Source organism: Corynebacterium sp. SCR221107 (assembly GCF_027886475.1).
In the GTDB taxonomy this organism is placed as follows: Bacteria; Actinomycetota; Actinomycetes; order Mycobacteriales; family Mycobacteriaceae; genus Corynebacterium.
The window spans coordinates 1,292,931-1,319,447 of record NZ_CP115670.1 but is presented as its reverse complement, the minus strand read 5'-3'; the positions used below and the strand labels follow the sequence as shown (position 1 = coordinate 1,319,447).

The 26,517-nt window shown below is 59.8% G+C and carries 24 protein-coding genes; 3 read left to right on the top strand and 21 right to left on the bottom strand.

Going from position 1 to position 26,517, the window contains the following annotated elements; translation table 11 throughout:
• Window positions 1–333 precede the first annotated feature (333 nt).
• The 5 genes from PAB09_RS05855 to PAB09_RS05835 form a co-directional block, all read right to left on the bottom strand.
• Window positions 334–1,287, bottom strand: coding sequence for an electron transfer flavoprotein subunit alpha/FixB family protein (locus PAB09_RS05855; RefSeq protein ID WP_271035082.1), 954 nt, complete (start codon window positions 1,285–1,287; stop codon window positions 334–336).
• A 26-nt stretch (window positions 1,288–1,313) separates the two neighbouring features.
• The gene (locus PAB09_RS05850) at window positions 1,314–2,108 is read right to left on the bottom strand and encodes an electron transfer flavoprotein subunit beta/FixA family protein (RefSeq protein WP_271035081.1); all 795 of its coding nucleotides are present in this window, start codon (window positions 2,106–2,108) and stop codon (window positions 1,314–1,316) included.
• Between the two features lie 397 nt (window positions 2,109–2,505).
• The gene (locus PAB09_RS05845) at window positions 2,506–3,750 is read right to left on the bottom strand and encodes a THUMP-like domain-containing protein (protein ID WP_271035080.1); all 1,245 of its coding nucleotides are present in this window, start codon (window positions 3,748–3,750) and stop codon (window positions 2,506–2,508) included.
• 267 nt (window positions 3,751–4,017) lie between these two features.
• Window positions 4,018–4,821 carry an NUDIX hydrolase gene (locus tag PAB09_RS05840; RefSeq protein WP_271035079.1) on the bottom strand — a complete coding sequence of 268 codons (804 nt, stop codon included), beginning with the start codon at window positions 4,819–4,821 and terminating at the stop codon, window positions 4,018–4,020.
• A gap of 373 nt (window positions 4,822–5,194) precedes the next feature.
• A complete protein-coding gene (locus tag PAB09_RS05835) occupies window positions 5,195–6,046 on the bottom strand; it encodes an ABC transporter ATP-binding protein (protein ID WP_271035078.1) in 852 nt (283 codons plus the stop codon).
• Between the two features lie 178 nt (window positions 6,047–6,224).
• On the opposite strand from PAB09_RS05835, the gene PAB09_RS05830 reads away from it, so the two are divergent.
• A complete protein-coding gene (locus PAB09_RS05830) occupies window positions 6,225–8,255 on the top strand; it encodes an alpha-1,4-glucan--maltose-1-phosphate maltosyltransferase (protein ID WP_271035077.1) in 2,031 nt (676 codons plus the stop codon).
• A gap of 688 nt (window positions 8,256–8,943) precedes the next feature.
• Window positions 8,944–11,145: a 1,4-alpha-glucan branching protein GlgB gene (gene glgB, locus PAB09_RS05825; RefSeq protein ID WP_442873720.1), complete on the top strand. Its 2,202-nt coding sequence runs from the start codon at window positions 8,944–8,946 to the stop codon at window positions 11,143–11,145.
• A 101-nt stretch (window positions 11,146–11,246) separates the two neighbouring features.
• Here the strand turns inward: glgB and PAB09_RS05820 are convergent, their stop codons facing one another.
• The gene (locus PAB09_RS05820; protein WP_271035075.1) at window positions 11,247–12,197 is read right to left on the bottom strand and encodes a tetratricopeptide repeat protein; all 951 of its coding nucleotides are present in this window, start codon (window positions 12,195–12,197) and stop codon (window positions 11,247–11,249) included.
• 650 nt (window positions 12,198–12,847) lie between these two features.
• Window positions 12,848–13,156 (bottom strand): thiamine-binding protein, encoded by a 309-nt coding sequence (locus tag PAB09_RS05815; RefSeq protein ID WP_271035074.1) that lies wholly within the window; start codon window positions 13,154–13,156, stop codon window positions 12,848–12,850.
• 179 nt (window positions 13,157–13,335) lie between these two features.
• Here PAB09_RS05815 and mce point away from each other — a divergent pair, with 179 nt between their 5' ends.
• Window positions 13,336–13,794, top strand: coding sequence for a methylmalonyl-CoA epimerase (gene mce / locus PAB09_RS05810; protein WP_271035073.1), 459 nt, complete (start codon window positions 13,336–13,338; stop codon window positions 13,792–13,794).
• A 61-nt stretch (window positions 13,795–13,855) separates the two neighbouring features.
• Here the strand turns inward: mce and PAB09_RS05805 are convergent, their stop codons facing one another.
• The 14 genes from PAB09_RS05805 to PAB09_RS05740 form a co-directional block, all read right to left on the bottom strand.
• Window positions 13,856–14,140, bottom strand: a complete 285-nt coding sequence (locus PAB09_RS05805; protein WP_271035072.1) for a hypothetical protein — start codon at window positions 14,138–14,140, stop codon at window positions 13,856–13,858.
• Window positions 14,141–14,153: 13 nt separating this feature from the next.
• A complete protein-coding gene (gene nucS, locus PAB09_RS05800) occupies window positions 14,154–14,840 on the bottom strand; it encodes an endonuclease NucS (protein WP_271035071.1) in 687 nt (228 codons plus the stop codon).
• A gap of 326 nt (window positions 14,841–15,166) precedes the next feature.
• Window positions 15,167–15,622, bottom strand: a complete 456-nt coding sequence (locus tag PAB09_RS05795) for a DUF2550 domain-containing protein (protein WP_271035070.1) — start codon at window positions 15,620–15,622, stop codon at window positions 15,167–15,169.
• A gap of 358 nt (window positions 15,623–15,980) precedes the next feature.
• Complete coding sequence (locus PAB09_RS05790; protein ID WP_271035069.1) at window positions 15,981–16,352, bottom strand: F0F1 ATP synthase subunit epsilon; 372 nt, start codon at window positions 16,350–16,352, stop codon at window positions 15,981–15,983.
• A gap of 13 nt (window positions 16,353–16,365) precedes the next feature.
• A complete protein-coding gene (atpD, locus tag PAB09_RS05785) occupies window positions 16,366–17,808 on the bottom strand; it encodes a F0F1 ATP synthase subunit beta (RefSeq protein ID WP_271035068.1) in 1,443 nt (480 codons plus the stop codon).
• Window positions 17,809–17,811: 3 nt separating this feature from the next.
• Complete coding sequence (locus PAB09_RS05780; protein ID WP_271035067.1) at window positions 17,812–18,789, bottom strand: F0F1 ATP synthase subunit gamma; 978 nt, start codon at window positions 18,787–18,789, stop codon at window positions 17,812–17,814.
• A 58-nt stretch (window positions 18,790–18,847) separates the two neighbouring features.
• Window positions 18,848–20,476 carry a F0F1 ATP synthase subunit alpha gene (gene atpA / locus PAB09_RS05775; protein ID WP_271035066.1) on the bottom strand — a complete coding sequence of 543 codons (1,629 nt, stop codon included), beginning with the start codon at window positions 20,474–20,476 and terminating at the stop codon, window positions 18,848–18,850.
• A gap of 61 nt (window positions 20,477–20,537) precedes the next feature.
• Entirely contained in the window at window positions 20,538–21,356 is an 819-nt protein-coding gene (locus tag PAB09_RS05770; RefSeq protein ID WP_271035065.1) for a F0F1 ATP synthase subunit delta, read from the bottom strand.
• A 5-nt stretch (window positions 21,357–21,361) separates the two neighbouring features.
• Window positions 21,362–21,934: a F0F1 ATP synthase subunit B gene (locus PAB09_RS05765; RefSeq protein ID WP_271035064.1), complete on the bottom strand. Its 573-nt coding sequence runs from the start codon at window positions 21,932–21,934 to the stop codon at window positions 21,362–21,364.
• 29 nt (window positions 21,935–21,963) lie between these two features.
• The gene (locus PAB09_RS05760; protein WP_271035063.1) at window positions 21,964–22,203 is read right to left on the bottom strand and encodes an ATP synthase F0 subunit C; all 240 of its coding nucleotides are present in this window, start codon (window positions 22,201–22,203) and stop codon (window positions 21,964–21,966) included.
• A 95-nt stretch (window positions 22,204–22,298) separates the two neighbouring features.
• A complete protein-coding gene (atpB, locus tag PAB09_RS05755; protein ID WP_271035062.1) occupies window positions 22,299–23,087 on the bottom strand; it encodes a F0F1 ATP synthase subunit A in 789 nt (262 codons plus the stop codon).
• Window positions 23,088–23,708: 621 nt separating this feature from the next.
• Window positions 23,709–24,143: a hypothetical protein gene (locus PAB09_RS05750; protein ID WP_271035287.1), complete on the bottom strand. Its 435-nt coding sequence runs from the start codon at window positions 24,141–24,143 to the stop codon at window positions 23,709–23,711.
• Window positions 24,144–24,303: 160 nt separating this feature from the next.
• Window positions 24,304–25,485: an MraY family glycosyltransferase gene (locus PAB09_RS05745; RefSeq protein ID WP_271035061.1), complete on the bottom strand. Its 1,182-nt coding sequence runs from the start codon at window positions 25,483–25,485 to the stop codon at window positions 24,304–24,306.
• A complete protein-coding gene (locus tag PAB09_RS05740; RefSeq protein WP_271035060.1) occupies window positions 25,486–26,136 on the bottom strand; it encodes an L-threonylcarbamoyladenylate synthase in 651 nt (216 codons plus the stop codon).
• Between the last annotated feature and the right edge of the window lie 381 nt (window positions 26,137–26,517).

Below are 26,517 nucleotides of genomic sequence, written 5' to 3'. Positions count from 1 at the left end.
TTACTCGCTTTCTTCTCAGCATGTTAGCCACGGTTGTGGCTTTGTTTGGCGCGGTCATGCAATAAGATCTGCTCCTTGCGCCTCTCAGGCATTGCTTGCCGACGCACTCCCCGGCCGACTCAACCCGCCAAGTATAGTCCGTTGCCCTATCACCATTGCCACCCCTGTGCTCCACGCTGAGCACCCGCACCTGAACAAACCTGTAGCCCACACGATTATTCGCGTGGGCTACAGGTTAGCCGCCATCATGATGGGATGCCACGATGCGTGGGCGAGCACCACCGGGACTTACGGACTCGGTCATCCCCGTGCCACACATCGGAGTGGCGGGTCCTATTTGCGCTTGTTGATTTCTTCCACCAGCAGTGGGGCGATCTCGTGGAGGTCGCCGACAACACCGAGGTCTGCAATCTGAAAGAAAGGCGCGTCCTCATCGTTGTTGATGACGATGATCTTCTTGGAGGTCTGCATGCCGGAGACATGCTGGATGGCACCGGAGATGCCCAGACCGATGTAGAGATCCGGGGAGATGGTAACGCCGGTCTGACCTACCTGGAATTGCGGCGGGTAGTAGCCCAGATCCACCGCGTCACGGGTAGCGCCCACGGCACCGCCCAGCGCGTCGGCAAGCGACTCGACGAGGGAACCGAAGTTCTCAGCGGACTCCACGCCACGGCCACCGGCGATGACCACCTTGGCCTGTGCCAAGTCGGGGCGATCCCCCTTGGCGGAAGGAGTAAAGGAGGTAACCTTAACATCCTTGACGCCGGCTGCAGGCAGCTCGAAGGCCTGCACGGCAGGGGTCGTGGGCGCCGGCACCGCATCGACTGCGCCGGGGCGCAGGGTGTAGATGGGGCTGTTGCCGCCCACCGCGGCGGTGACCTCGATGGTGTCGCCGAAGATGGACATGTTCGCGGTGCGGTCGGCATTGACACCGACCACGTCGCACAAGACACCTGAGGCCAAGCGGGCAGCCAGGCGCCCGGCAATCTCATTGCCGTGAGCGCCGGCATCGATGAGGATGGGAGCCGGGTTGGATGCGGCTAGCATGTGCAAGGCGTCGGTAGCTGGCAATACGATGCGCTCGTTGGCATCAGCGCTGTAGGCGGCGTAGACCACGGAGGCACCGAGCTCACCGAGGGCAGGAGCCAGGGCAGCCTCGACACCAGGGGTGCCAACAACCACGGCGGTGACCTCACCGAAAACGCGTGCGGCGGTGATCAGTTCCCCGGTTGCAGGAAGGAGCTTGCCGTCAGCGTGCTCAACCAAAACATAGCTGTTAGTCAATTTCTTTTCCTTTTAACCTTCGAGTCTTAGATGAGCTTTTCGGCCGCGATGAAGTCCGCGATCTTGGCGGCGACATCGGATGCGGTACCACGGATGACCTCGCCACCGGCGCGGGCCGGGCGCGGAGATGCAGCGGTAACAGCGGTTGCCGCGTGAGCCAAGCCAACCTGTTCGGCTGCGACACCGATGGAGGCAAGATCCAGGCGAGTAATTTCCGCCTTCTTCGCAGCCATGATTCCCTTGAAGTTCGGGAAGCGTGGCTTGTCGGCCTTGTCTGTAACGGAAATGATGGCAGGCAGCGGTGCCTCGATCTCGTAGTCGCCATCGTTAGTCTCACGCACAGCCTTGACAATTCCCCCTTCGAGGGCAACCTTCTTGAGGTTGGTCAGGGCCGGCTGCTGACGGTACTCGCTCAAGATACCTGGCAGCGCGCCCATCGCACCGTCCGAGGAAGCCGAACCGGCCACAACCAAGGCCACGTCCGGGATGGTGTTTAGCGCATTGGTCAGCGCCCATGCAGTTCCCAGGATGTCGGATCCGGACAGGGCTGCATCATGGAGCAACACGGCGGAATCTGCGCCCATAGCCAGCGCCTTGCGCAGCGCCTCCTCGGCGGATTCTGGGCCAGCGCTTAAAGCTACGACGCTGTAGCCCGCATCCGGGTTCTCATCGCGCAAGCGCAGTGCCTGCTCGACGGCAAATTCGTTTACTTCGTCGATGACCTCATCGACGCCTTCACGGTTGAGCGTGAAGTCCGGGTTCAGCGTTCGGGTCGACCACGTATCTGGCACGTTCTTGACCAGCACAACGATTGCAGGCATCTGCTTAACGTTTACCTTTCCAATAAGTTCCACGAAGAGTTTTCTTCGACGACGTAGCGGGCACGGCGATGGCACGCACGTCCCTGGGGGGTTACCCTCACCTTACTCCGTGCATAAATTGCCGTCTCGCTGCACAAGCAACCAGAAATCCTCGCAACCAACTTGCGGGATGGGAATGGGTCGGATGTGCAAGTGCGGCATGCACGCATGGCCACTAGCTTAATGCACCAACCCGTATCCCCCTATTTGCCGGTGCCCGAGCGCCTGGGAGCTCCCGCCGATTGGCTCAAGCCAGAACACACGGCCTGAGCTGGGATGTCACCTCACGCACCGGGAAGCACCAGCGCCCGAAGCTTCGCCGACACCGCGTCCCGCTGACGACATTGAGCTGGGTGTCTTAGTACCCCTGGCGTGCAGTGGCGAACTCGCGCTTGTGGCAGATATAGGCCTGCGCCTGACTGCCGATGCGGGCAATGACCACCGCTAGCTGGGCTTTCCCCTTTAGGCTCAGTTTCTTGCGTAGCTGATCGGGATCCACATCCACCCCGCGAACCAGTATTTCCACCGAGCCGGCATCGTGCGCCCGCAGGGCTTGTTTGAGCTTTTTCACAGGAACCATCTCGATGAATCTAAATCCACTTGTCCCCTCCGGCAGGTGGTCCCCGGTGAGGTAGGCGATGTGCTCGTCGAGCATCCAGAGCCCCTCCCGGCAGGCGTAGTGGCGCACCAGCCCGGCGCGCACCACCGCCCCGTCCGGGTCGAGGATGTAGGTGCCTACCTCCCCGACTCCTGCGTCATCGGGCATCGAGTCATCGACCCTGTCGCAGGCATAGCGCTGGCTTAGCCCGGGCACGACCTCACCGTGCGCGTGGGCCTTGAGCATGATCGCTTCCCGACGCCTACCGGCGGATAATCCCTCGGAATACAGGCATGCCTCTTTTACCCCGCCGTCCACGCTGGCCACACTGACCAGCCCTTCCCAAGCACTAAAGTCCAGCCCCGGGGCGCACTTGATGGCAAGCTCCGCCGATCGTCCCCAGGTCTCGATCACGGCGGGCAGCGGTGGAATCAGGTCTTCGGGCTTGATAATGCGACGCCCGCCGGCCCGCCGGCCGGGATCCGCGACAACCACCGCGGCATCTGTGATCGCAGGGTTCACCGCATCCGCGCGCACGAGCCTGGCATCGTCGCCAAGATTGTGGCGGGCCATCCGCAGGCGCGAATCATCCAGGTCGCCGCCCACATAGCCCACGCCCGCTGCCTGCAAAGCATAGCCTTCGGTACCGATCGAACAGGTGGCATCGTAGACGAGGCCGACCCCGCCACTGCCCGCCACCGCCGGTGCTTCCCCTGCTCCCAGCAGCTTCCCGATGCGCAGGGCACGCTGGTAGGCCACGGCCAGCGGGGTCGCCTGCTGCGCGGAATCATGGCACATCCACCACTGTTGCGGAAGCTTTCCGGTGGTGGACGAACGCGCGGTGGCAAGCTCGATGACGGCACGGCCGTAGGAACCGAAGGCCTCGCGGACGAGCGCCCCGTCTGCCACAGCCGACGACTTGCGAAGACCCAGCTGTGCGCAGACGCTGTCGATTTCTTCTTTGTTGCAGCCAAAGAAGTTCAGCTCATCACGGGTATAGCTCACTGCGTTCGTTGTCCTTATTACTCGTTGCCCATTGTCGTGCAGTCCTCGTGCTCCTTCCAAGCAAGACGAAGAAAACTTAGACGGGCACTAAAACTTGTTACTGTATCCGACCAATGCCCACGAATTCGCCTTTGTGTATGTGCACTCACTCGAGCATGCATTCTCAACAATCCCGGGTTCGCCGCTGACGCAATCGTCGAGATCCGTGGTTGAGCCCATCGACTGGAGGTCGTCCGGTTTGTCTGAAGGTCGTCCGCATGTAAGGCGCTAAAAGCGCTTGGGCGGAATAAAAGAAAATAGCTCCTCGTATCGTGGATCGTCGACCGGATCACCAAGCTGCGGTGAGAGGATCTTGCCGCGCACGGACTCGAGTACATCTTCCACACAGGTGTATCTGGACAGATGCCACAGCTGCACCCACGTAGGTACGACCAGGCGCAAGAGCCCAGCGCGCCACCCGTCGAGGATCAATCCGGGCGGGAACCATCCGGTAGATGCCGCCTCCCGCGTGTTGCCGTCCGGCTCTTGGCCACGCGGGGCGATGGCGATGAAGCTAAACACATCAAACTGGTGATCTTCGCTGGGGTCGGAGACCCAGCGAACGAATGGACGCAAAAGATCCGTTCGTAGAACTAGCTCATTGCGCGCAAGAACCTGAGAGAGCGAGAGCCTGTGGCTTTCCAGCGCCAGCCGTTGGCTGTGGAATGGGGAGGCATCGCGAACAAGGGCACCATTCTTGTGGCTGGCCAGCAGCGTCCCCGTTTCCTCAAACAGTTCCCTTCCGGCGCCGAAAAGCAAGCCGCGGGCCGTGGATTCAGGCACTTGGAGGCGATGCGACCAGGTGGCAAGATCGGGGCCGGCCATCGTCTCAGCGGTTTGATCGGCGGGCGGCTCCAAATCCCGGGGGTCAACGCCACCTCCGGGAAAAACCGTGGCGTTGGGATAGGTGGGCATGGAGGACACGCGCTCTTGCACGTAGACCTCAAGACCGGCGGCGGTGTCCCTAATCATCAAGACCGTCACCGCGAGCTTGCGGCCTCCCATGCCTTCCACGAATGACGACACCGCCATTCACCACCTTTTTAAAGAACTGTCGTACGAGCTGTTCTAACCACTGCGCGACCCGGGCGCCGATTCGTGGAGCCGCCTCGTTTCGGTACCGTGGGTCACTTTCCTTAACAAGTGTACCTTTTGGCGCTGAAGCCTCGGCAATACAGCCACAACGCCGGCCGCCACCTCCCCCAACCACAAAGCTCGTCTTAGCAGGTCACGGCGTTGGGAAAAGGGAACCTGTGAACGTCGGAAAGCAAGGGCAAGCCAGTTTTGAGTACCCCCACAACCCACGTGTATGAGCCTGCAGCCCACCGGTTTCACCCCCAGTTTGGCCCGAGCGGGAAATGGATAAGGCGGCACGGGCACGCGGGGGCGCCGCCTTTTTAGCGGGCTAGGCGCGGTGGGCGCCGCGAGAGGCGCGGGAACGGCGGGCAAAATAGCGACCGTCGATCTTATCGATGCTGATGGATTGATGGAAGGCGCGCGAGAGGTTCTCACTGGTCAACACGTCATCGATGAGCCCCTGCGCCACGACGGACCCTTCATCCAGCAGCAAGGCGTGGGTGAAACCATCGGGGATTTCTTCCACGTGGTGGGTAATCATGACAATCGCCGGGGCATCCGCGTCCATCGCAAGCTCGCCTAGGTATCCAACGAGATCCTCGCGGCCGCCGAGATCCATGCCCGCGCTGGGTTCGTCGAGAAGCAGCAGCTCAGGGTTGGTCATCAAGGCGCGGGCAACCAGCACGCGCTTGCGCTCACCCTCACTTAAGGTGCCCCACGTGCGCTCAGCAAGGTGCAAGGCGCCGACCTGCTCGAGGATCTCCGTGGCCTGATCCAGATCCAATTCCTCATATTCCTCCCGCCAGCGACCCAAGATGGCATAGCCTGCAGAAACTACGAGGTCAGCGACCTTTTCATTCGGAGGTATGCGGTTGCCAAGCGCGGAAGAGGACACGCCGATCATCGTGCGGAGATCGCGCATATCGGTCTTGCCGACCCGTTCGCCCATGATCCACGCCTTGCCGGAGGAAGGAAACTCCTCGGCCGCAGCAAGGCGAATGAGGGTGGTCTTTCCGGCGCCGTTGGGTCCGACGATCACCCACCGCTCGTCCAATTCAACCTGCCAGGTAATCGGACCGAGCAGGGTCTTTCCATCGCGGATAAAACTGACGTCCTCAAAGTCGACGAGCAGGTCTGGGTCGCGCGTTTCTGGGGCAATGCCACTTGCTAGAGCAGTCATAGAACCATCATGACGGATTTCTCACTCAAGCTGTGGAAGTGACACAGCTTGACTAGGCTTTGTGGGGTAAGACTGTGCCCATGTAAACCCCCAAGCGATACGGCGGACAGGTAGTGAAATACAGCCAGAAGCTGCCGATTCCCCATCCGCTTGAGCCTCAAGCACCAGGAGTAAAACTGTGACCGGAAGACTTGCCATCGAAGATGTCCGCCCCTTGATCGCGGGGGGAGGTTATCCTTCCAAAGCAGTTGTTGGCGAATACCTTCCGATTAGCGCCCTCGTCTGGCGCGAGGGACACGATGCCATTAACGCGACATTGAACGTCCAAGGCCCGAAGGGGTCGACCTTCGAATCTGGGGTCCGCATCACCATGACCCGCGATCTGATGGATCAGGACAAGATGCATGGGGCCTTCGTGCCGGATGTGCCCGGTGATTGGACCTTCCAGGTCGATGCGTGGTCGGATCCTTTGGCCACCTGGAAGCACGCCGTGACAACCAAGATCGAGGCCGGGCAGTCCGCCGAGGAGCTCGCCAATGATCTTGAACATGGCGCGCAGCTTTTCGAGAAGGCCGCAGGTGGGGTTCCCGGCGCCAACGAGCGCGAGGCGTTGCTGACCGTTGCGGAGGCATTGCGTACCGACGATCCCTTGCGCACCCGAGTCGCTCCCGCACTGTCTGCGGAGATAAGCGCCATCATGGTGGCACACCCGCTGCGCGAGCTGCTGACTCGCGGGCGCGAGCACACCGTGCGGGTCGACCGCACCAAGGCACTGTTTAGCTCCTGGTACGAGCTTTTCCCACGCTCCACCGGCGGCTGGGATGAAAATGGCCAGCCCATTCACGGTACCTTCGCCACCACCGCCGATGCACTCGACCGCGTGGCCGCAATGGGGTTTGACACCGTCTACTTCCCACCGATCCACCCGATCGGAGAGGTCAACCGCAAGGGGCGCAACAACACCTTGACCCCGGAGCCCACCGACGTCGGCTCCCCGTGGGCCATTGGTTCCAAAGACGGTGGTCATGACGCGGTTCACCCGCGCTTGGGCACCCTCGAGGACTTCGACTCACTGGTGGCCAAGGCCCAGTCGCTAGGACTCGAAATCGCGCTCGACCTCGCGCTTCAGGCCGCCCCGGATCACCCGTGGGCAACCACCCACGAGGAGTTCTTCACGGTGCTGGCCGACGGTACCATCGCCTACGCCGAAAACCCGCCGAAGAAGTACCAAGACATCTACCCCCTGAACTTCGATAACAACCCACGCGCTATCTATAAGGAATTGCTGCGCGTGGTGCTGTTCTGGGTCGATCGCGGGATCACCACTTTCCGAGTGGACAACCCGCACACCAAGCCCGCCAATTTCTGGGAGTGGCTCATCGCCGAGGTTCATAAGACTCACCCTGAGGTTTTGTTCCTCGCCGAGGCCTTTACCCGCCCGGCTCGCCTGTATGGACTGGCAAAGGTGGGCTTTACCCAGTCCTACACCTACTTCACGTGGAAGACCTCGAAGAGCGAGCTGACCGAGTTCGCCCTTGAGATCGCCTCCATGGCCGATGTCTTCCGTCCGAACCTGTTCGTCAACACCCCGGATATCCTTCATGCCTCGCTCCAGTACGGCGGTCGAGCCATGTTCGCCATCCGCGCGGCGCTCGCGGCTACCATGTCTCCGCTCTGGGGCGTGTACTCCGGCTATGAGCTCTACGAGCACGAGGCAGTCAAGCCAGGCAGCGAGGAATACCTCAACTCCGAAAAATACGAGTTGCGCCCCCGCGACTTCGCCGGGGCCCTCGCATCCGGCGATTCCCTCGAGCCTTTCATCGCCCTACTCAACAAGATCCGCCGCGACAACCCTGCGCTGCAGCAGCTGCGCAATATCCACTTCCATGACGCCGGCAACGACAAGATCGTGGCCTACTCCAAGTCCGATCCCATTACCGGCAACACCGTCTTGAGCATCGTCAACCTCGATCCCGAGTATGCCCAGGAAACAACTGTGACCCTGGACATGCGAGTACTCGGCCTGCGCGAGGACTCCGAATTCGTGGTTCACGATGAGGTCACCGGCGCGGACTTTAACTGGTCCAAGCGCAACTTCGTGCGCCTGGATCCACACCGCGATGTTGCCCACATCCTCATCCTGCCGACGGTGCCTGAGCAACTGCGTGCAGGCCTTCACCAGCGCACGGAAGTCGATTACCACAACTAGGGATTGTTCAGCCACAGCCTGCACTAGGTGCAGCAGACACAGCTCTGACACCTAGGCCCAGCCCCAGCGCACCACGTGGGGCTGGGCCTTATCTTTTTCCGACTCGCGCCTTCGGCCGTATGCACGTTCAAGACCTGCCTCGGGAACGCACGCGCTTATGGACTTGTGCTTTGGGGCGGGCATGAGCCCAATACCCCGTAGCTTGCGTAAGAAAGCAAGGCTCGCGCCGATCAACGAAGACGCCAAGCGGGCAATATAAGCGCCTGTAGAAAGAGATAATCGGGGCAGGGCACCCCTTTTTGGAGGTTTGGGACACAACCTAGCCTGCGTGAAGTTTTTGCTGCAAAGCACGGGTGCATTTTCCCAAAAATGGGCACCTTTTCAGCGCTGTACTTAAGTTCACTGTCTATTTGCCCTGCCATAGTGCCCAACCTCAGGTAGCGTCGAACGAGAGCATAACTTCAATCCCACCGCCTTGAGTCATCATGTGTCGCAACCTGTTGCCCACTGCCCATGGGTCTCACCCATTTTCTGGCGCAAACACCGGCTTTTTCTGTGCAGGGCCGCAAGGCTTCGCACAGCGACTTGTAGCACGAAAAGCCCAGTACAAGGCTGAACTGCCAGAGGTCAACACAATCCGATTCGGTGTCACAAAAGGTGGCGGGGTGAAACCCAGATCAATCAAAGGATGCCCATGTCTGAGAACTTCGGCCCGCTGACCATTCCGAGTGATGATCTCACTCGCCTTACCCAATGTCAGCATCACGATCCGCACGCCTTCTACGGCTGGCACAAGATCGACGATGGCCACAGTATCGTCCGCACCCGCCAGCTCGGTGCCGAAGCAGTAACACTCAAGACCGCCGACGGCAGCGTCGCGCTGGAAGCGCTCACCGATGACATCTTCGGCGTGGTCCTTGATACCGGCGCCCCGATCGACTACCGCCTTGAGGTCACTTGGCCCAACGGTGTGACCACCGAGACCGCGGATCCTTATCACTTCCTCCCCACCCTAGGTGAGCTGGACATCCATCTCATCCGCGAGGGCCGCCACGAGCGCCTCTGGGATGTCCTCGGCGCGCATGTGGTCACCCTGGAGACCGAGCTAGGTGAGGTACGCGGCACCACGTTCGCCGTGTGGGCCCCCAATGCCCGTGGTGTCGCCGTCATCGGCGATTTCTGTGGTTGGAATCCGAACCAGTTCCCCATGCGCTCCCTGGGATCTTCCGGAGTGTGGGAGCTGTTCGTACCGAACATCGGCGAAGGCGATGTGTATAAGTTCGCCATCCACACGAAGGAAGGCTACCGCCTCGACAAGGCCGATCCGCTGGCGCGCGCGACGGAGGCGCCGCCAGCAACCGGATCGGTCATCACCGCCTCCACCTACAAGTGGAAGGATGACGCGTGGCTTGCCCAGCGCGCAGACACCGACCACGCCAACGCCGCCATAAGTGTGTACGAGGTTCACCTCGGCTCCTGGCGCATGGGCTTGGGTTACAAAGAGCTGGCCACCGAACTCGTCGACTACGTGAAGGCTTTGGGCTACACCCACGTCGAGTTCATGCCCGTGGCCGAGCACCCCTTCGGTGGTTCCTGGGGCTACCAGGTTTCCGGCTACTACGCGCCGACCGCTCGCTGGGGCACTCCGGACGAGCTTCGCGCGCTCATCGATGCCTTCCACAACGCCGGCATCGGCGTTATCGTCGACTGGGTGCCGGCTCACTTCCCGAAGGATGACTTCGCATTGGGTCGTTTCGACGGCCAAGCTGTCTACGAGCACCCCGACTGGCGCCGCGGCGAACAAAAGGACTGGGGCACCTACGTCTTCGACTTCGGACGCAATGAGGTACGCAACTTCCTCGTGGCCAACGCCTTGTACTGGCTCGAGGAGTTCCATGTCGACGGCCTGCGCGTCGATGCTGTGGCCTCCATGCTCTACCTCGATTATTCCCGCAATGACGGCGAGTGGGAGCCCAACATCTATGGTGGCCGCGAGAACCTCGAGGCCGTGCAGTTCCTGCAGGAAATGAACGCCACGGTTCACCGCAACCATCCTGGAATCCTCACCATCGCCGAGGAGTCCACCTCGTGGCCGGGCGTGACCGCGATGACCTCCGACGGCGGCCTAGGGTTCAACATGAAGTGGAACATGGGTTGGATGAACGATACCCTCGAATACTTCTCCCTCGACCCGGTGCACCGTTCCTATCACCACAACGAGATCACCTTCTCGATGGTCTACGCCTACTCCGAGCACTACATCCTGCCGTTTAGCCACGACGAAGTGGTCCACGGCAAGGGCTCCCTGTGGAACCGGATGCCGGGTGATGCGTGGAACAAGGCCGCCGGCCTGCGCACGCTCTATGCCTTCATGTACGCGCATCCAGGCAAGAAGCTCCTGTTCCAAGGGCAGGAGTTCGGCCAGGTCATGGAGTGGAGCGAAGGCCGCTCCCTCGATTGGGATGACACCGTCGGCTGGGAGGGCGAGTATCACGAGGCGATCGCCACGATGATCAAAGACCTCAATGCCTTGTACAAAAAGTCCCCCGCCCTTTTCACTCAAGATAACGACCCGGCTGGCTTTAGCTGGACAAAGTCCGATGACGCTGCCAACAACATCCTCTCCTTCGTCCGTTATGGCACCGACGGTGAGAAGATCCTCTGCGCCTTCAACTTAGGCGGAACCAGCCAGCCCTCTTACAAGCTGGGCGTGCCAGAAGGCGGCAACTGGGAGTGCATCTTCAACACCGACGCCGGTGTGTACGAGGGTGCGAACAACCCGCTGGAGGAATCCGTGACCGCGTGGGATACCGGCTGGGACGGTTATCCACACTCCATCACCTTGCACATCCCGGCAATGAGCGCGCAGTTCTACCGCTGGGTGGGTTAATCCTCATGCGCTCAAGCGCCTGCCTCCGTTGACCGGGGGCAGGCGCTTTTCGCATTGGTGACCAGCTTCTGCCAGCCTCATACCAAGACTGTGGATAGGACCTAGTACAGTGCCGAAGCCAGCTTGGTGCGGGCGGCGATCACTCGGGCGTCGGTGGGTTCAAAAATCTCAAAGAGCTCCAGCAGGCGCGTGCGTGCGTTCGTCTTGAGCTTCGCATCGGTGGCCGCGGCGATCAGCGCAATGAGCATGTCGAATGCCTCTTCCGGCTGACCGAGGGCGATGAAGGCATCGGCGGCCTTTTCCACGGCGTCTAGATCACCGGGGTTGTCCTTTGCCGTGGCAATGACTGCCGAATGATCCCCGCCGAGCTCCTGCAGGCGCCCCAACAGGCGGGCATTATCGCGAGCAGCCTTGGCTTCCTTGTTGGCTGGCTCGCTGCGCAAGATATCTTCGTACACGGCGATTGCGGCCTCAAAATCACCACGGTTAAGCGCCTCGGTAGCCGGTTCGAATCGGGGATCCTCAGCAGGGGCTACCTCACCGGCACCGGAGAGTTCCTCGGCCGGAATGCCGGGAAGTTGGTCGCCTACCGCGTTAATAATCGCCCCGATCCATCCTTCAATGGCATCGGCCGGCTGGCCGCCCTCGAAGTTGGCTATCGGCTGACCGGATGCCAGCGCCACCGTGGTCGGAAGGCCCTGGATACCAAACATCTGCGCCACCTGTGGGTCGGTGTCGGCGTCGATATAACGAAACACCCACTTGCCCGCACCTGACAACGCCAGGTTCGTGAAATCCGAGAGAAGTTGCTCCGACTCCGGGCTGCGTTGGGTACCGATGAGCACGATGACCGGAACCTGTGCGGAACGCTTGATGAGCTCGGCCTCGACGTTGTCCATCGTCAGCTGGAGGGCCAGCTGCACGCCCGGAGTCTCACCTCCGGTACCCCCGGCCTGGGCAGCAGCCGCCTGAGCCTGCGCCTTGGCCTCTGCACGGGCCTTGACTTCACTGAGATCGATGGCACCGGATACGTAGCGATGTGGAGTAGTCACGGCTTATGTGGTCTCTTTCTTTATTCAGAGTAAAACGGGGATTCCAACGGGCACGCCGACGCAGCCTCAACGAGCTTTCCAGTCCCGCGCCGAGGCGGGCGTAAGTGCATGTCGTCGAGCCCGCTGAGCATTTCGCAGAAATCGTCGTTGCCTCTTTCGCTGATTTTTTTCGCCTAGTTTCAACGTTTGTCGGCAAGGATTTTGTTCCCGGCAGCCCCGAGCCTAGCAATGAGGAGGGTTCCTTGCCTGTGGCCGGGCACTGATGTGCGAGCGTCTGGGACCATCGAGTTCAAAAGCCTACTCAGCGCCTTGCCTGGGGCTTTTGAAGAAGCCTTGTGGAGGAGGCTTCTGAGCGCGTCTTTGGCCTGAGGCCTTAGCGTAAGAGCGTAAGAGTGCGAGAGCTAAGACTGTAATCTCAGGCCTTATGCGGCCGGCCCCCGTGCGCTGCGTTGCCCGGACACCGCTTTCCCTGCCCCGACTCGACGGCAGGCATCAGGCACCGCAGTTATTGCCCTCCCCGGCTACTCCTGCGCAATCCCGACTGCTTGTGGATGCAGCTGCCCGGTTGCGGCCAGAGCTGGCAAGGAAGGGGCGCACTGCAGTGCTATTCCTTCGCGAGGCTCGATCAGCGTTCCTGCTGGCTGCAGCTGCTAATCGTTTCTTGCCAAACGACGCTCGACGGCTTCCACCTTAGAGGTGATCTGGCCTATGTGCCCAGGGCGGATATCCGCCTTGAGCACAAGGCTCACGCGCGGGGAGACGGCCACCACCGCCTCGGTTGCGCGCTTGACCACGTCCATCACCTCATCCCATTCGCCCTCGATCAGCGTAAACATGGCATTGGTTTCATTGGGCAGGCCGGATTCGCGTACCACCCGCACGGCCTCGGTGACCGCATCGGCCATTTCGGCTTCCGCGTTGGGGGTCTCGGTGGGGGCGACGGAAAAAGCAATAATCATGAGGCCCATTGTAGGCCGTGTGGGACGAATATTTTGGGTGAAAGCCGGTGGTTGATTGCGTGCGGTAGGCGTCGGAAAGCAATGCGAATGTGTGTTTTGTTTTGTTCGGGCGTGTGATTTGCATTCGTTCGGTCACATTTGACTGCGCGATGTGTGCGGCGGGACTACACTTTGGAGTTATGAGTAATGACATCTCTTCTATTGATATCCCGCACGAGCTCGTCATCTGCCTCGACCACGTAGGCATCGCCGTCCCAGATCTGGACGCCGCAGTTGAGTTCTACCGCTCCGCCTTCGGCTGGGTCAACCACCACACAGAGGTCAACGAGGAGCAAGGCGTGACCGAGGCCATGATCGGCCCGAAGGGTCTCAAGGAAACCGACGGCATGATCCAGTTGCTGGCTCCTTTGAACGAGAACTCCACCATCGCTAAGTTCATCGACAAGAAGGGCCCCGGCCTGCAGCAGATGTGCCTGCGCACCTCCGACATTGAGGCGCTGTCCAAGCACCTGACCGACCAGGGCATTCGCCTGCTGTACCCCGCCCCGAAGGTGGGCACCGGTGGAGCCAAGATCAACTTCGTTCACCCGAAGGATGCCGGCGGCGTTTTGCTCGAGCTGACCCAGCCAGTCGCCTAAGGTAGCCACAGCGCAAGGCCATCGCAATCGTTGCGGTGGCCTTTGTTTGTGCCTTGTGCGCTTAACGACGTTCCCAGCACGCACGGTGCCAATGCCGTCTGTCCTCGGCACCGTGTCCATAATCCCTCGGCCACGCAACGATGTGGGCGATCCCCGGAGGGATATTTTGATTACAGCCTGGGCAAATATAATATTTGACCGCCGCGTGCGAACCCATGTGCCGCATGAGGTAGATTTCGCCGTTGGTCCACGACGGCCCCTCGACTGCCTGGGTCCCGTAGAAGACGGCGCCGTCCTTGGGCAGCGCCCGCACATCCGGGCTGTGCCTCCGATTCTTGCGTCCCATGAACGTCGCCCCCCTAGAAAAGGCGCAGCTCGGTGGACTCCACCCCGCGCAGGGCATCATAATCGAGGGTCACGCAGCGGATGCCACGGTCCTCAGCCAGCGTGCGCGCCTGCGGTTTAATCTCCTGCGCCGCGAATACGCCCTCCACCGGGGCAAGCAACAAGTCTCGGTTAAGCAGATCAAGATAGCGGGTCAGTTGCTCGACGCCGTCGATTCCGCCACGGCGCTTGACCTCCACGGCGATGGTGGTTCCATCCTGGGTCTTGCACAAAATATCCACTGGGCCGATGGGTGTGGGATACTCGCGGCGAATGAGCTCATGCCCTTCGCCCAACACATCGATGTGTTCGGCCAACAGCTCCTGCAGGTGTGCCTCGACACCATCCTTGACAAGACCGGGATCCTCCCCGAGCTCATAGCTGAGGTCACTGTGGATAGCCTCGAGGGTGATGCGGAGCTGCTCGCCCTTCTTGTTTTCCACCGTCCACAGTGCAACCGGATCTCCGGACTCCCCTTTGAGCTCTTCTTCGGTAAGCGTACAGGGCGGAGTCATCCAGTTTAGCGGCTTATAGGCCCGATCATCGGCGTGGATGGATACCGAACCATCCGCCTTGATCATCAGCAGGCGGTCGGCCAAGGGCAGGTGTGCCTCAAGACGACCAACATAATCAACGCTACAGCGGGCAATGACAAGACGCATGTGCTCCACATTAACTCACCACGGCCACAATAGAGGCCTCGACCCCACCCCGCTATGTGTGTATCCGTGACAGGCCGCACATCCCAAAGGCGAGCGCGCCTCGATGCCAGGCGCCTAGTGCTCACGTTACGTCCGCATCAGGCAAGAACGCGTCAGAATCGTTGAATAAGCAAAAAGAAATCGGCCGACCCCGGAAACAGGTACAGCGGCGCAACGTCCTACTTATGAATTGCCAGATCACCATGTCCGGGAATCGGTGGCCATACCCTCACATACCGTCAGTTTCTCATGCCATGCAAATGAGGTCGGATGAGCCTTGTTAGCAGTTAGTTTTTGTCATTGCGCATGCGACGGCGCAATTCCTTTGGGTCTAGTCGAGCCATGCGGGAATCCGGGGCGGCTTCCACCCAGGCGGTAAACGCCATCTCCGCGTGCGCGCTACACACCATCTCGTAATGGACGTCCTTGTAGTCAAAACGCAAGGCGCGCTGAGCCGACAAAAAAGAGCCCTCATGAGCCGTAAGCTCACGTGGGCCCCGAATACTTACCTGGGTACGGTTAAACACAACGTCCGCGGTAGGCGCAAGCGAACGAAGCATGTAGTACTTAATCTCGTCCCCATGATAGCGAAACACCCCGTGGCGCCAACCATGGCCACCCTCGGCGGGTAGACGGCGCAAGATGACAGGGGTGCCGTTGGACCTGAGAGTAAAGAAGCGCCAAGCTGCCAAGACGATGGCGAGCGCGATGACGACGCCGCAAGTAATGAAAACGTACTCCACCGTAAACAACGTCCTTTTCGCCAAAGTGACAGATCAAGTAACCAAGTAAAAGGCAGTTTCCCCAACTCCGATCAAGCAAGGGAAAACCTGTGCTTAATGATTAAAGATACTACTCGCCAAGCCAGAACTAAGAAAAACACCGCACTGCCGTTGTTGTCCGAACAAAGGCTTCCGCAAAAAAGCGCAAGTTTTTCCCCATCAAGCGGGGTTTTGTGAGCACATGGGGGCACTTTGGCGGGGAGGATGTTGTTTCGTCTCTACCTTCACAATGGCGAAAGCGCCACTCGATCACTTGGATCAAGTGGCGCTTTGTCGACTGAAATTGTGCAGTAGCTACCGTGGAAAAGCGATCGTGGGATTACTTCTCCGCGCTACGACGCACGGCCTTCAGCTCAGCCTCGGCACGTGCCTTCGACACTTCATCATCTGCCTGCAAGGAAGCCTCGGCCTCGGAGGTATTAACCTCGGTCGACCAGACTGCATACTCTGCAAGGATGGAGACCTTCTCCTTAGAGACGGAGAGGAAGCCACCCTGGACAGCGGCGACCAGCTTGTCGTCGCCGATCGGACAGATGGTCACGACACCGTTGTCGACCAACTGGCCGAGCATCGGCTCGTGGCCGGGCAGCACGCCGATCTCACCTTCGGTGGTCTGCGCAGTGACAATGCTGGCCTGTCCGGTCCACAGCATGCGATCTACGGAGACGAGTTCTACGGTGATGTCAGCCATGCTCGTGCCTCCCCTACTTTCCGGTCAACTTCTTGTAAGCAGCCTCGACATCGTCCAAGCCACCCAGGCCGTTGAAGGCCTGCTCTGGGTAGTGGTCGAAGTCGCCGTTGCAGATGCGCTCGAAAGCGTCGATGGTGTGGGACAGCGGCACGTAGGAGCCTGGGATACCGGTGAACTTCTCTGCGACGAAGAAGTTCTGGCCCAGGAAGCGCTCCAGACGACGTGCGCGCTGAACGGTGATCTTGTCCTCTTCAGACAGCTCGTCCATACCGAGGATGGCGATGATGTCCTGGAGTTCCTTGTTCTTCTGCAGAATGTTGATCACGCGCTGCGCCACGTTGTAGTGACGCTCGCCGACGATGCCAGGCTCGAGGATACGAGAAGTAGAGGTCAGCGGGTTCACTGCAGGGTAGATACCCTTGGAAGCGATACCACGGTCAAGCTCTGTAGTGGCGTCCAGGTGGGCGAAGGTGGTAGCCGGAGCCGGGTCGGTGTAGTCGTCAGCAGGGACGTAAACGGCCTGCAGCGAGGTAATCGACTTACCCTTGGTGGAGGTAATGCGCTCCTGGAGAACACCCATCTCGTCAGCCAGGGTCGGCTGGTAACCCACGGCGGAAGGCATACGACCCAGCAGGGTCGAAACCTCAGAACCGGCCTGGGTGAAACGGAAGATGTTGTCGATGAACAACAGCACGTCCTGGTGCTGAACATCGCGGAAGTACTCCGCCATGGTCAGGCCGGACAGAGCCACACGCATACGAACTCCTGGCGGCTCGTCCATCTGGCCGAACACCAGGGCGGTGTCCTGCAGCACGCCCATCTCTTCCATTTCCAGGAAGAGGTCCGTACCCTCACGGGTACGCTCGCCAACACCTGCGAAGACGGAGGTACCGGAGAACTCACGCGCGATACGGGTGATCATCTCCTGGATAAGCACGGTCTTACCCACACCAGCGCCACCGAACAGGCCGATCTTGCCACCCTTCACGTAAGGGGTCAGCAGGTCGATAACCTTGATGCCGGTCTCCAGGATCTCGGTCTTACCCTCGAGCTGGTCGAATGGTGGCGGATCGCGGTGGATGCCCCACTGCTCACCGTCGCGGCCAAGGCCTGGCTCGTCTAGGCAGTCACCGAGGGCGTTGAAGACGTGGCCCTTGACAACATCGCCAACTGGGACGGAGATTGGCTTGCCAGTGTTGGTAACAACAGCACCGCGGACGAGGCCGTCGGTCGGTGCCATCGAAACGGCACGCACGAGGTTGTCACCCAAGTGCTGGGCGACCTCAAGCGTGATGGTCTTTGCGACTGCCTCGAGGGTGACCTCGACAGTCAGCGCGTTAAACAGTGCCGGCAGCTCGCCGCGCGGAAACTCCACGTCGACGACCGGACCGATGACGCGCACAACGCGACCAGCGGTGCCGGCCTGCGTGTTCTGCTCTTCAAGAGCTGTGGTCATAATCTAGTCACTTTCTGCGCTTTCGGCGAGCGCGCCAGCGCCACCGACGATCTCTGTGATTTCCTGGGTAATCTGTGCCTGACGTGCCTGGTTAGCAACACGTGAAAGATCCTTCACGAGTGCGGTGGCGTTATCAGTTGCAGACTTCATCGCATTTCGACGCGATGCCGACTCAGAAGCCGACGCCTCGAGGAACATGGAGTACAGGGAACGCGACACGTACTGCGGGAGCAATGCTGCCAGCAGGGTGTCAGCGTCCGGTTCGAACTCCACATCCGGCTCAGGGTCACCGGACTTGTCGAGGATATCCTTGCCCTGCTCGATCTCGATGTTTTCGATCACCGGCTCGATCGGGAGCAATTGGAAAGCACGAGGGGTCTGGGTCAGCATGGACTCGAACTCGGTGTACACAACGTGTACCTGGTCGAAGCCCTGAACCTCAGTGCCCTCCTCAACATTGAGTCCATTACGCCACTTTGCAGTGCCGTCGGAGCTGGCGTTGAAGCCGTCAATCAAGTGACGACGAACGTCATGGGTTTCAGTCCACGTCGGATCCTGGGAGAAGCCAGTCCACGATCCCGCGACCTCTTCGCCACGGAACTTGTAGTAGGCCACGCCCTTATTACCAGTGACGTAGCGGACAACCTCATAGCCGGATTCCTCAAGAAGCTTCTGCAGCTCGGCAGCCTTCTTGAAGACGTTGTAGTTGTAACCACCGGCCATGCCTCGGTCACTCGTGACCACGAGCAAGGCGGCGCGCTTGGCGCCCTCACGCTCGCGGAGCATCGGGTGATCCAGGGAACTAGCTGAGGCCAGACGCTCCATCACGTTATGGATCTCGGTGGCGTAAGGCTGTGCAGCCTCGACCCGGGCCTGGGCCTTGGTGATGCGAGACGTCGCAATCAGCTCTTGGGCCTTGGTGATCTTCTTGGTTGAGTTGACCGATTTGATGCGGTCGCGCAATTCGCGAAGATTTGCCATGGATCTTTCGCCTCCCTTCTTTTCCTTTTGATGGTGGTACGAGTAAAGCTAATTGGCTTTACTTCTTGACCTTCAGCTGGTTCTTCTTAACCTCTTCGGCTGCCAGCGCCTCAACCTCAGGCTCATTGATGACTGGGGTGCCATCGGTGGTCTGGAAACCACGCTTGAAGTTTTCGGTAGCGGCAACCAAGGTGGCCTGAGACTCCTCGGACAGCGGGGTTCCGCCGGCGATCTGCTCAAAGACCTCAGGGTTGTTGGAGCGCAGGGTCTCGATGAGCTCTGCCTCGAAGCGACGGATGTCTTCGACGGGAACGGAGTCGAAGTGGCCTTCGCCGGCAAGCCAGATGGAGATGATCTGGTGCTCAACGGACTGCGGAGAGTTCTCGGCCTGCTTCAGCAGCTCAACGAGGCGAGCGCCACGCTCGAGCTGTGCCTTGGAAGCGGCATCCAGATCGGACGCGAAGGCGGCAAACGCCTCCAAGTCGCGGTAGGAAGCCAGGTCCAGACGCAGGGAGCCAGAAACCTTCTTCATACCCTTGGTCTGAGCGGCACCACCAACACGGGAGACGGACACACCGACGTTAATAGCCGGGCGAACACCCTTGTTGAAGAGGTCGGACTCGAGGAATACCTGGCCATCGGTAATGGAGATGACGTTGGTCGGAATGAAGGCGGAGACGTCGTTAGCCTTGGTCTCAATGATCGGCAGAGCGGTCAGGGAGCCTGCACCCATGTCGTCGGAAAGCTTTGCAGCACGCTCCAGCAAACGGGAGTGGAGGTAGAAGACGTCACCTGGGTAAGCCTCGCGTCCCGGCGGACGACGCAGCAGCAGGGAGATAGCGCGGTAGGCCTCAGCCTGCTTGGTCAGATCATCGTAGATCACCAGCACGTGGTCGCCCTGGTACATCCAGTGCTGACCCAGGGCTGCACCGGCGAAAGGAGCAAGCCACTTGAAGCCTGCGGAGTCGGATGCAGGAGCTGCGACGATGGTGGTGTACTCGAGAGCGCCGTGCTCCTCGAGGGTCTTACGAACGGCTGCGATGGTCGAGCCCTTCTGACCGATAGCGACGTAGATGCAGCGAACCTGCTTCTTCTTGTCGCCGGACTCCCAGTTAGCCTTCTGGTTAAGGATGGTGTCGATACAGACGGCAGTCTTGCCGGTCTTGCGGTCACCAATGATCAGCTGACGCTGACCGCGACCGATTGGGGTCATTGCGTCGATAGCCTTGATGCCGGTCTGCATCGGCTCCTCGACTGGCTGACGCTGCAGCACGGATGGTGCCTGCAGCTCGAGGACGCGGTTTTCCTCTGCCTCGATTGCCCCCAGGCCGTCAATCGGCTGGCCCAGTGGGTTGATAACGCGGCCGAGGAACTTATCTCCGACCGGAATGGAGAGGACCTCACCGGTCCGCTTGACTTCGTCGCCCTCCTTGAGGGACTCGTAGTTACCCAAAACCACGACGCCGACGCGGTCGGTGTCAAGGTTCTGTGCGACGCCAATAACGCCACCTGGGAACTCAAGGAGCTCATTCGCCATGACTGATGGCAGTCCAGATACCTGGGCAATACCGTCAGCCGCCGAAATGACCACGCCGACCTCCTCACGGGAGGCCTCCGCGGAGTAGCTCGAGGTGTAGTTCGCAATCGCGCTACGGATCTCATCGGAGGAGATCGTAAGCTCCGCCATGTTCTTCCTGCTCTCGGTTGTTTCTTCCAGCAATTTCTATTCTTTAACTTTTGTTGTCGCGTTAGGCGAGGTTTGCGCGGAGACGCTCGAGTTTGCCCGAGGTCGATCCGTCGATCACTTCGTCGCCAACACGGATGATCAGTCCACCGAGGAGGCTGGGATCAACCTCAGCGTGGATGTTCATCGCACGACCATAAATACGCTCTAGCTTTTGTGCCAGTGCCTGATTCTGCCCATCATTTAGCGGTGCTGCAGACACAACGTTTGCAACCTCGCGCCCCTGCAATGCAGCGGCCTCCTTGGAAAGAGAGTTGATGTCGTCAATCGCGTTGCTTTCGCGACGTCCGATGACCTGGAGTGCCAAGGCCTCGGTCACAGAGGTGACCTTGCCGTAGAGCACCTTTGCCAGCAGTTCACGCTTGCGGTTTGCGTCGGCCGAGCGATCGTCGAGGAGCAAAGTAAGACCAGACTCGCGCTCCAGGATGCGGGACAAGCGGAAAAGCTCATCTTCAACCTGTGCGAGCTGGCCCTGCTTCTCGGCAGAGCGCAACAGGGCACGACGGCCAAGCTGGACCAAGCCTGCGCGGAATTCGCGCGGGGTGGACCACACCAGGCGTGCAGCGGAGATCAAGACCTCCAGCGTGGACTGGGACACCTTGTTGGCAAACACAGCAGACACCAGACCAGCGCGCTGATCAGCAGATGCGGAGGCATCGGCAACAGCGACGCGCAGCTGGCGGTCGCCATCGAGGACGTCTACAACATCGAAGAGCTCAGTGCCGGTCTGTGCAGCTACGGCTACTGCGTTGTCGCTCGCTGATAGCGCGGTATCAAGCTGAGTCGAAACATTCGCTAGTGCGTCGCGGCTTGCTGCGTGCATGGTGCCTACTTTCCTGCGGGAGTGACGGTGTCGAGGTCAGCCAGGAACTTATCAATGGTGCCGGAGCGCTTGACATCGTCGGAGAGCTGGTCTCCGAGCAGGCGCTCAGCCAGGTTGATGGAGTTCTGGCCCATCTCGCGGCGAAGCTCAGCGACGACCTGCTCACGCTGAGCGGCCAGCTGCTTCTCACCGGACTCGATGATGCGGTTGCTCTCCTCGGTTGCCTTTGCCTTCAGCTCAGCCTCGATCTGCTTGCCCTTAGCGCGGGCCTCTTCGCGGATTTCGGCTGCCTCGGCGCGAGCCTCAGCGAGCTGAGCATTGTACTTCTCAAGGGCAGCCTTGGCCTCGGCCTGTGCGGCTTCGGCGCGCTGGATGCCACCCTTGATGCGGTCCTCACGCTCGGAAAGGACTTCCTGGAACTTCGGAAGAACGAGCTTCCAGAAGAGAATTCCAATGACAACGAGCACGACGAGCGACCAGGTGATGTCATAAGCAGCGGGCAGAAGCACCGACGGCTGGTCCTCCAGCGGCAGGGCCTCTTCACCTCCAGCTGCCAAAACGTTAATGACGTTGGTCATGGGTCTCGAACTTTCGTAGTCGTTGGAAATTAAAGAATGAAGCCTGCAACCAGGCCGATGAGGGCCAGGGCCTCAACGAAGGCGATACCCAGGAACATGGTGGTACGCAGCTGGCCAGCCATCTCAGGCTGGCGTGCCATGCCCTCGAGAGCCTTACCAACGAGGATGCCGATGCCCAGGCCTGGGCCGATGGTTGCAAGGCCGTAGCCAACGGTTGCGATGGAGCCGGTGATGCCAGCAGCGTCCTGAGCCAGGATGACTTCGTTCATGAGAGTGTCGTTCCCTTTCTAGATGCCCACGACCTTCGTGGGCTTTATAGATTTGAAAAGTTGTAGAGACTTGTGATCCGTGGGGATGCGGGGTGTCAGTGTTCGTCTGCGTGCAGCGACAGTTCGATGTAGACGGCCGACAGCAGGGCGAAGATGTACGCCTGCAGGAAGATGACCAACATTTCGAACAGAGTGAACGCAACTGCGGCGACCAGAGTCACTGCAGAAAGTGCGGTCCAGCCGCTCATCTGCCAGAAGAAGAAGTTAGTAGCAGAGAAGAGCAAAACCAGAATCAGGTGACCTGCGAGCATGTTGGCCATGAGACGGATAGTCAGCGTGGCCGGCCGCAGAATGAAGGTGGAGAGGAACTCCAGTGGAACCACAAGAATGTGAAGTGCTGGCGGCAGGTTAGGGATAACCACCGAGGACTTCAGAAACTTGAAGAAGCCTCCACTTTGCTTTGCACCTGCGTAGATGAAGGCAATGTATCCGAACAGTGCCAGCACCAAAGGCATACCAATGCGTGCGTTAGGCGAAATGTTCAGGAATGGAATGACCGAAGGCAAGTTGCAGAACAGCACGACGAAGAAGATGGTGGCGATAACCGGCAGGAATCGCTTGCCTTCCTTCTTGCCCAGGATGTCTTCTGCAATGTGGATTCGGACGAAGTCCAGAAGGTACTCTGCAGCATTTTGCAGGCCGGAAGGAATGAGCTTCGGGCTGCGCATTGCCACTGCAAAGAAGATGATCAGGACCAGTGCCATCAAGAGACGGACGAACATCAGACGGTCGATTGTGAACCAGCCGTTCGCCACATCGGCGAACCACAAGGGCTCCGGGAAAAATTCGTGTCCCAGTGAAGGTGAGTGGAATTCACCCTTCATGGACAGTGTTGTAACGCTCAGCGTTCTCTCCCGTGTTCGGGCCGTAAGACTCTTTCGGAGACTTAGCGGTGCGATGGACGTCTAAAAACTCTCTGCGAAGACCGTGGATTCCGTCGCACATCAGCACGGCGATCGCAGGGGACCTAGAGCACGAAACAAGACTCGCTCACACGAGTCCCATCTCAGCCAACCCGTTGCTTAGATTATCAGTCCATTTTGGGAAAATCTGTCCGGCTAAACAGGGCTAATCCCACTCGCAACTTTCCACTTCGAAGTATGCCCATCTAGCGGGGAAAACGGAGATTTGTAAGCTCTGTCACAAACCAATGAGGCATGACAAAATACCCCCAATTTTACCCCCTTATTCCCGTTACATTTCAAAAATCAACACCCTAGTTCCCCACCTTTCCCCACCGTTTGACCCCGTGAAATGTTTGCAGGATCCCCAATATTTCGCAACGCGCACACAGTGATTGTTTTCACTTATGCCAGCTCACAGAAACATCCAGACATAAAAAAACACAATTCCGCGATTAATAGAAGCCAAGCCGGGCTCCCCTCAAACAGGGAAGCCCGGCTTGTACGTGTTAAATCCTAGGGTCGATGCCTTACCCCCGGATTCTACCCAATGTAGGTGACCTTACTCGTGATTACGGCCCACACTTCGGCGGCGAGTGTGGCCACCAGTGCGAGCACGACAGTAACAAAGAACGCCACGTGATCATAAAACTCTAGGTTCCTAATGAGTACTAGGATAATAATCAAGACCACGATCTTGACCAACCATCCCCCAAGGACAACCGCACCGGTTGTAGAGACGCTCGTATTCGATGTCAGCAACACACTGAGGGCGGTCAGCAAAACAAACCCTCCGCCGATGGCCGCGCCGATGAGTACTCCCCAAATTCCGGGCAGGTCGCGGGCGGCGCCCCAGGCGGCCAGGGAAACAATGGTGATCACAACTAGCGACATGGAGCCAATGCGCAAGGCACGCTGCAATGGACGGCGGTGGTCGTCATATTCCGAGGCCGGCGTGGCCGTGGATTGTACTGCCATGTTTCCTGAGGTGTTGTCCGCGGTGGTTTCTTCGTTCACGAGGGGACATACTACCGTGCCGATGTTCGTGGCGCGAAGTCTCTTCCCCCACGGCGCCCGCGCCGAAGCTACGCAACAAATTTCAGCAAGCGCATGGTACTACTCCTATCCACGGCTATCGTTATTCGGGCGGGGCCTGTTCTATCACAGTTGACTTGTGCGCCCCCGATTGCGCCCGCGCACGCCTGGCGGGACCCCGGGTGGCAAGTGCCGCGAGAATAAAGGCCACGACCGTGCCTGCGACGGCTACCTTGGCCGGCACCACCGAGAAGGCCACCGCGCCGAAGGCCACGGCCGAGACCCATAGGTATAGCACCAAGGCCACGCGGCGGTGCGTGTGCCCCAAAGAAAGTAGTCGGTGATGCAGGTGCATCTTGTCGGCGGCGAAAGGCGATTGCCCCTTGCTCACGCGGCGCACCACCGCCATGACAAGGTCGAGCATGGGCACGGAGATCGCAGCGGCCACGACGATAATGGGCGACAAGAGTGCCACCATGTCGGCGGTTCCATACAAGGACATGTTGATCTTGCCACTGGCCGAGGTCGACGCCGCCGCCAACAAAAAGCCGATCAGCATTGCCCCTGAGTCCCCCATAAAAATGCGAGCGGGCTCGAAATTGTGCGGGAGAAATCCGGCGCACATACCCACTAGGGCCGCAGCGATGATGGCCGGTGGATAGGCCGAGACCATTCCGCCTTGATCATGGAGCACCGTCATCGAAAAGATGAGGATGGAGGCCGCGGCGATCATACCGAGGCCCGCGGCCAAACCGTCGAGGCCGTCGACGAAGTTGATCGCATTAATCACGGTGACGGTAAAAATCACTGTGACAATAGTGGACACCGTTTGATCCAGCAATAATGTCGTGCCATCCCCGAAGGGAACATACAGCAAGGTCCAGGTAAGCCCCATGAAGCTCATCACGGCGGCCCCGAGAATCTGGCCGATAAGCTTGGTGAGCGCATCGAGATCCCACAGATCATCGATCACACCGACCACCACAATGACCACTGCGCCCGATACCACGGCGGACATCTCCGGGGTGATCGGCTGAAAGCCTCGGGTCAGCGCCGGCAATTGATTGGCGAGGAAAATCGCCGCGAGAAACCCGGCGAACATGGCGATACCGCCTAGGCGCGGCTTGGGTTGGGTGTGGGCGTCGCGTTCGCGAATCTCCCCCACCCGTCCCGTCTTGACCATGTAGTGCCGGACGATTCCGGTGAGCAGGTACGTAAAAGCCGCCGCGACGAGTATGACCAAGGCCAGTTCTCGCATCGGCACGCCCGCTACGCCGGTTCCCATTTAGCGGATTGCCTCTACATCCAGCTCGAGCACCTCTGCCACGCGCTCGGCACTGATGGCGCCCTCACGAAGAATCTTCGGGGTGTTGCCCGAAAGGTCAATGATCGTGGAGGCAACACCCACTGGAGTTTCACCGCCATCGAGATAGACGTTGACCGCTGCCCCCAGTTGTTCCTTGGCTGCCTGGGCGGTCGTTGCAGGCGCCTGACCGGAGATGTTGGCGCTGGACACGGCCATCGGGCCGGTCTCGCGTAGGAGCTCGATGGCAACTGGGTGCAAGGGCATACGCAGCATGACGGTGCCACGGGTGTCGCCGAGATTCCACGGCAGGCTTGGCGCCTGTGGTACCACCAGCGACAGCCCGCCTGGCCAGAATGCCTCGATCAGCGTGCGCATCTGGTCGGTATAGTTGGCCACGAGCCCGCGGGCTGTATCCCAGCTTCCCACGAGCACGGGCACCGGCATGTCGGGCCCACGGTGCTTGGTGGCCAACAGCTTTGCCACGGCTTCATTATCGAAGGCATCGCAGCCAAGGCCATAAAGAGTGTCCGTCGGCAGTACGACGAGGCGCCCGGATTTAACCGCACTCACCGCAGCGGTGATGGCGGTTGCTCGAGTATCGGCATCGGCACAGTTGTAGATTCTGCTCATCGTCTCTTCCCTAGTAGCTTTCACTTCCCCCGCCCGCCTATTCTCACGTTCAGCACCGTCTTCTACCCACGTTGCCGCAACCTTGGCGGGGTTTGAACGCGACGCAGCAGCGCCACACACTCCCAAGCATTCTACCCCTCACCGCCCGCCAAGCTCGCGGTGGGTCTGCATTTGCCCGAGCTTGCCGACGCCTACCCGGCCGCCACAATTCCCATGCCGGCTGCTCGATTACAGGTCACTAGTCTCATTCGCAAGGAGTAAACCGGCACCCTTTTAGGGCACGTGTCCCGGGGCGCCGTCTGTGGATGCGTCTATCTCGTACACGAATGCCCACTGAGAGCCTCTGGGCATCGGCCGGGATGCGGCCTGTGGGTTGAAAGA

Bases quoted from the DNA above. Each gene is read 5' to 3' on its own strand.
- PAB09_RS05765 (WP_271035064.1), bottom strand. From the start codon at position 21,934: ATGACCAACGTCATTAACGTTTTGGCAGCTGGAGGTGAAGAGGCCCTG.
- PAB09_RS05850 (WP_271035081.1), bottom strand. From the start codon at position 2,108: ATGCCTGCAATCGTTGTGCTGGTCAAGAACGTGCCAGATACGTGGTCG.
- PAB09_RS05740 (WP_271035060.1), bottom strand. From the start codon at position 26,136: ATGAGCAGAATCTACAACTGTGCCGATGCCGATACTCGAGCAACCGCC.
- PAB09_RS05805 (WP_271035072.1), bottom strand. From the start codon at position 14,140: ATGGGACGCAAGAATCGGAGGCACAGCCCGGATGTGCGGGCGCTGCCC.
- PAB09_RS05770 (WP_271035065.1), bottom strand. From the start codon at position 21,356: ATGCACGCAGCAAGCCGCGACGCACTAGCGAATGTTTCGACTCAGCTT.
- PAB09_RS05780 (WP_271035067.1), bottom strand. From the start codon at position 18,789: ATGGCAAATCTTCGCGAATTGCGCGACCGCATCAAATCGGTCAACTCA.
- nucS (WP_271035071.1), bottom strand. From the start codon at position 14,840: ATGCGTCTTGTCATTGCCCGCTGTAGCGTTGATTATGTTGGTCGTCTT.
- mce (WP_271035073.1), top strand. From the start codon at position 13,336: ATGAGTAATGACATCTCTTCTATTGATATCCCGCACGAGCTCGTCATC.
- PAB09_RS05750 (WP_271035287.1), bottom strand. From the start codon at position 24,143: ATGGCAGTACAATCCACGGCCACGCCGGCCTCGGAATATGACGACCAC.
- atpA (WP_271035066.1), bottom strand. From the start codon at position 20,476: ATGGCGGAGCTTACGATCTCCTCCGATGAGATCCGTAGCGCGATTGCG.
- PAB09_RS05790 (WP_271035069.1), bottom strand. From the start codon at position 16,352: ATGGCTGACATCACCGTAGAACTCGTCTCCGTAGATCGCATGCTGTGG.
- PAB09_RS05760 (WP_271035063.1), bottom strand. From the start codon at position 22,203: ATGAACGAAGTCATCCTGGCTCAGGACGCTGCTGGCATCACCGGCTCC.
- PAB09_RS05745 (WP_271035061.1), bottom strand. From the start codon at position 25,485: ATGGGAACCGGCGTAGCGGGCGTGCCGATGCGAGAACTGGCCTTGGTC.
- atpB (WP_271035062.1), bottom strand. From the start codon at position 23,087: ATGAAGGGTGAATTCCACTCACCTTCACTGGGACACGAATTTTTCCCG.
- glgB (WP_442873720.1), top strand. From the start codon at position 8,944: ATGCCCATGTCTGAGAACTTCGGCCCGCTGACCATTCCGAGTGATGAT.
- PAB09_RS05815 (WP_271035074.1), bottom strand. From the start codon at position 13,156: ATGATTATTGCTTTTTCCGTCGCCCCCACCGAGACCCCCAACGCGGAA.
- PAB09_RS05835 (WP_271035078.1), bottom strand. From the start codon at position 6,046: ATGACTGCTCTAGCAAGTGGCATTGCCCCAGAAACGCGCGACCCAGAC.
- atpD (WP_271035068.1), bottom strand. From the start codon at position 17,808: ATGACCACAGCTCTTGAAGAGCAGAACACGCAGGCCGGCACCGCTGGT.
- PAB09_RS05840 (WP_271035079.1), bottom strand. From the start codon at position 4,821: ATGGCGGTGTCGTCATTCGTGGAAGGCATGGGAGGCCGCAAGCTCGCG.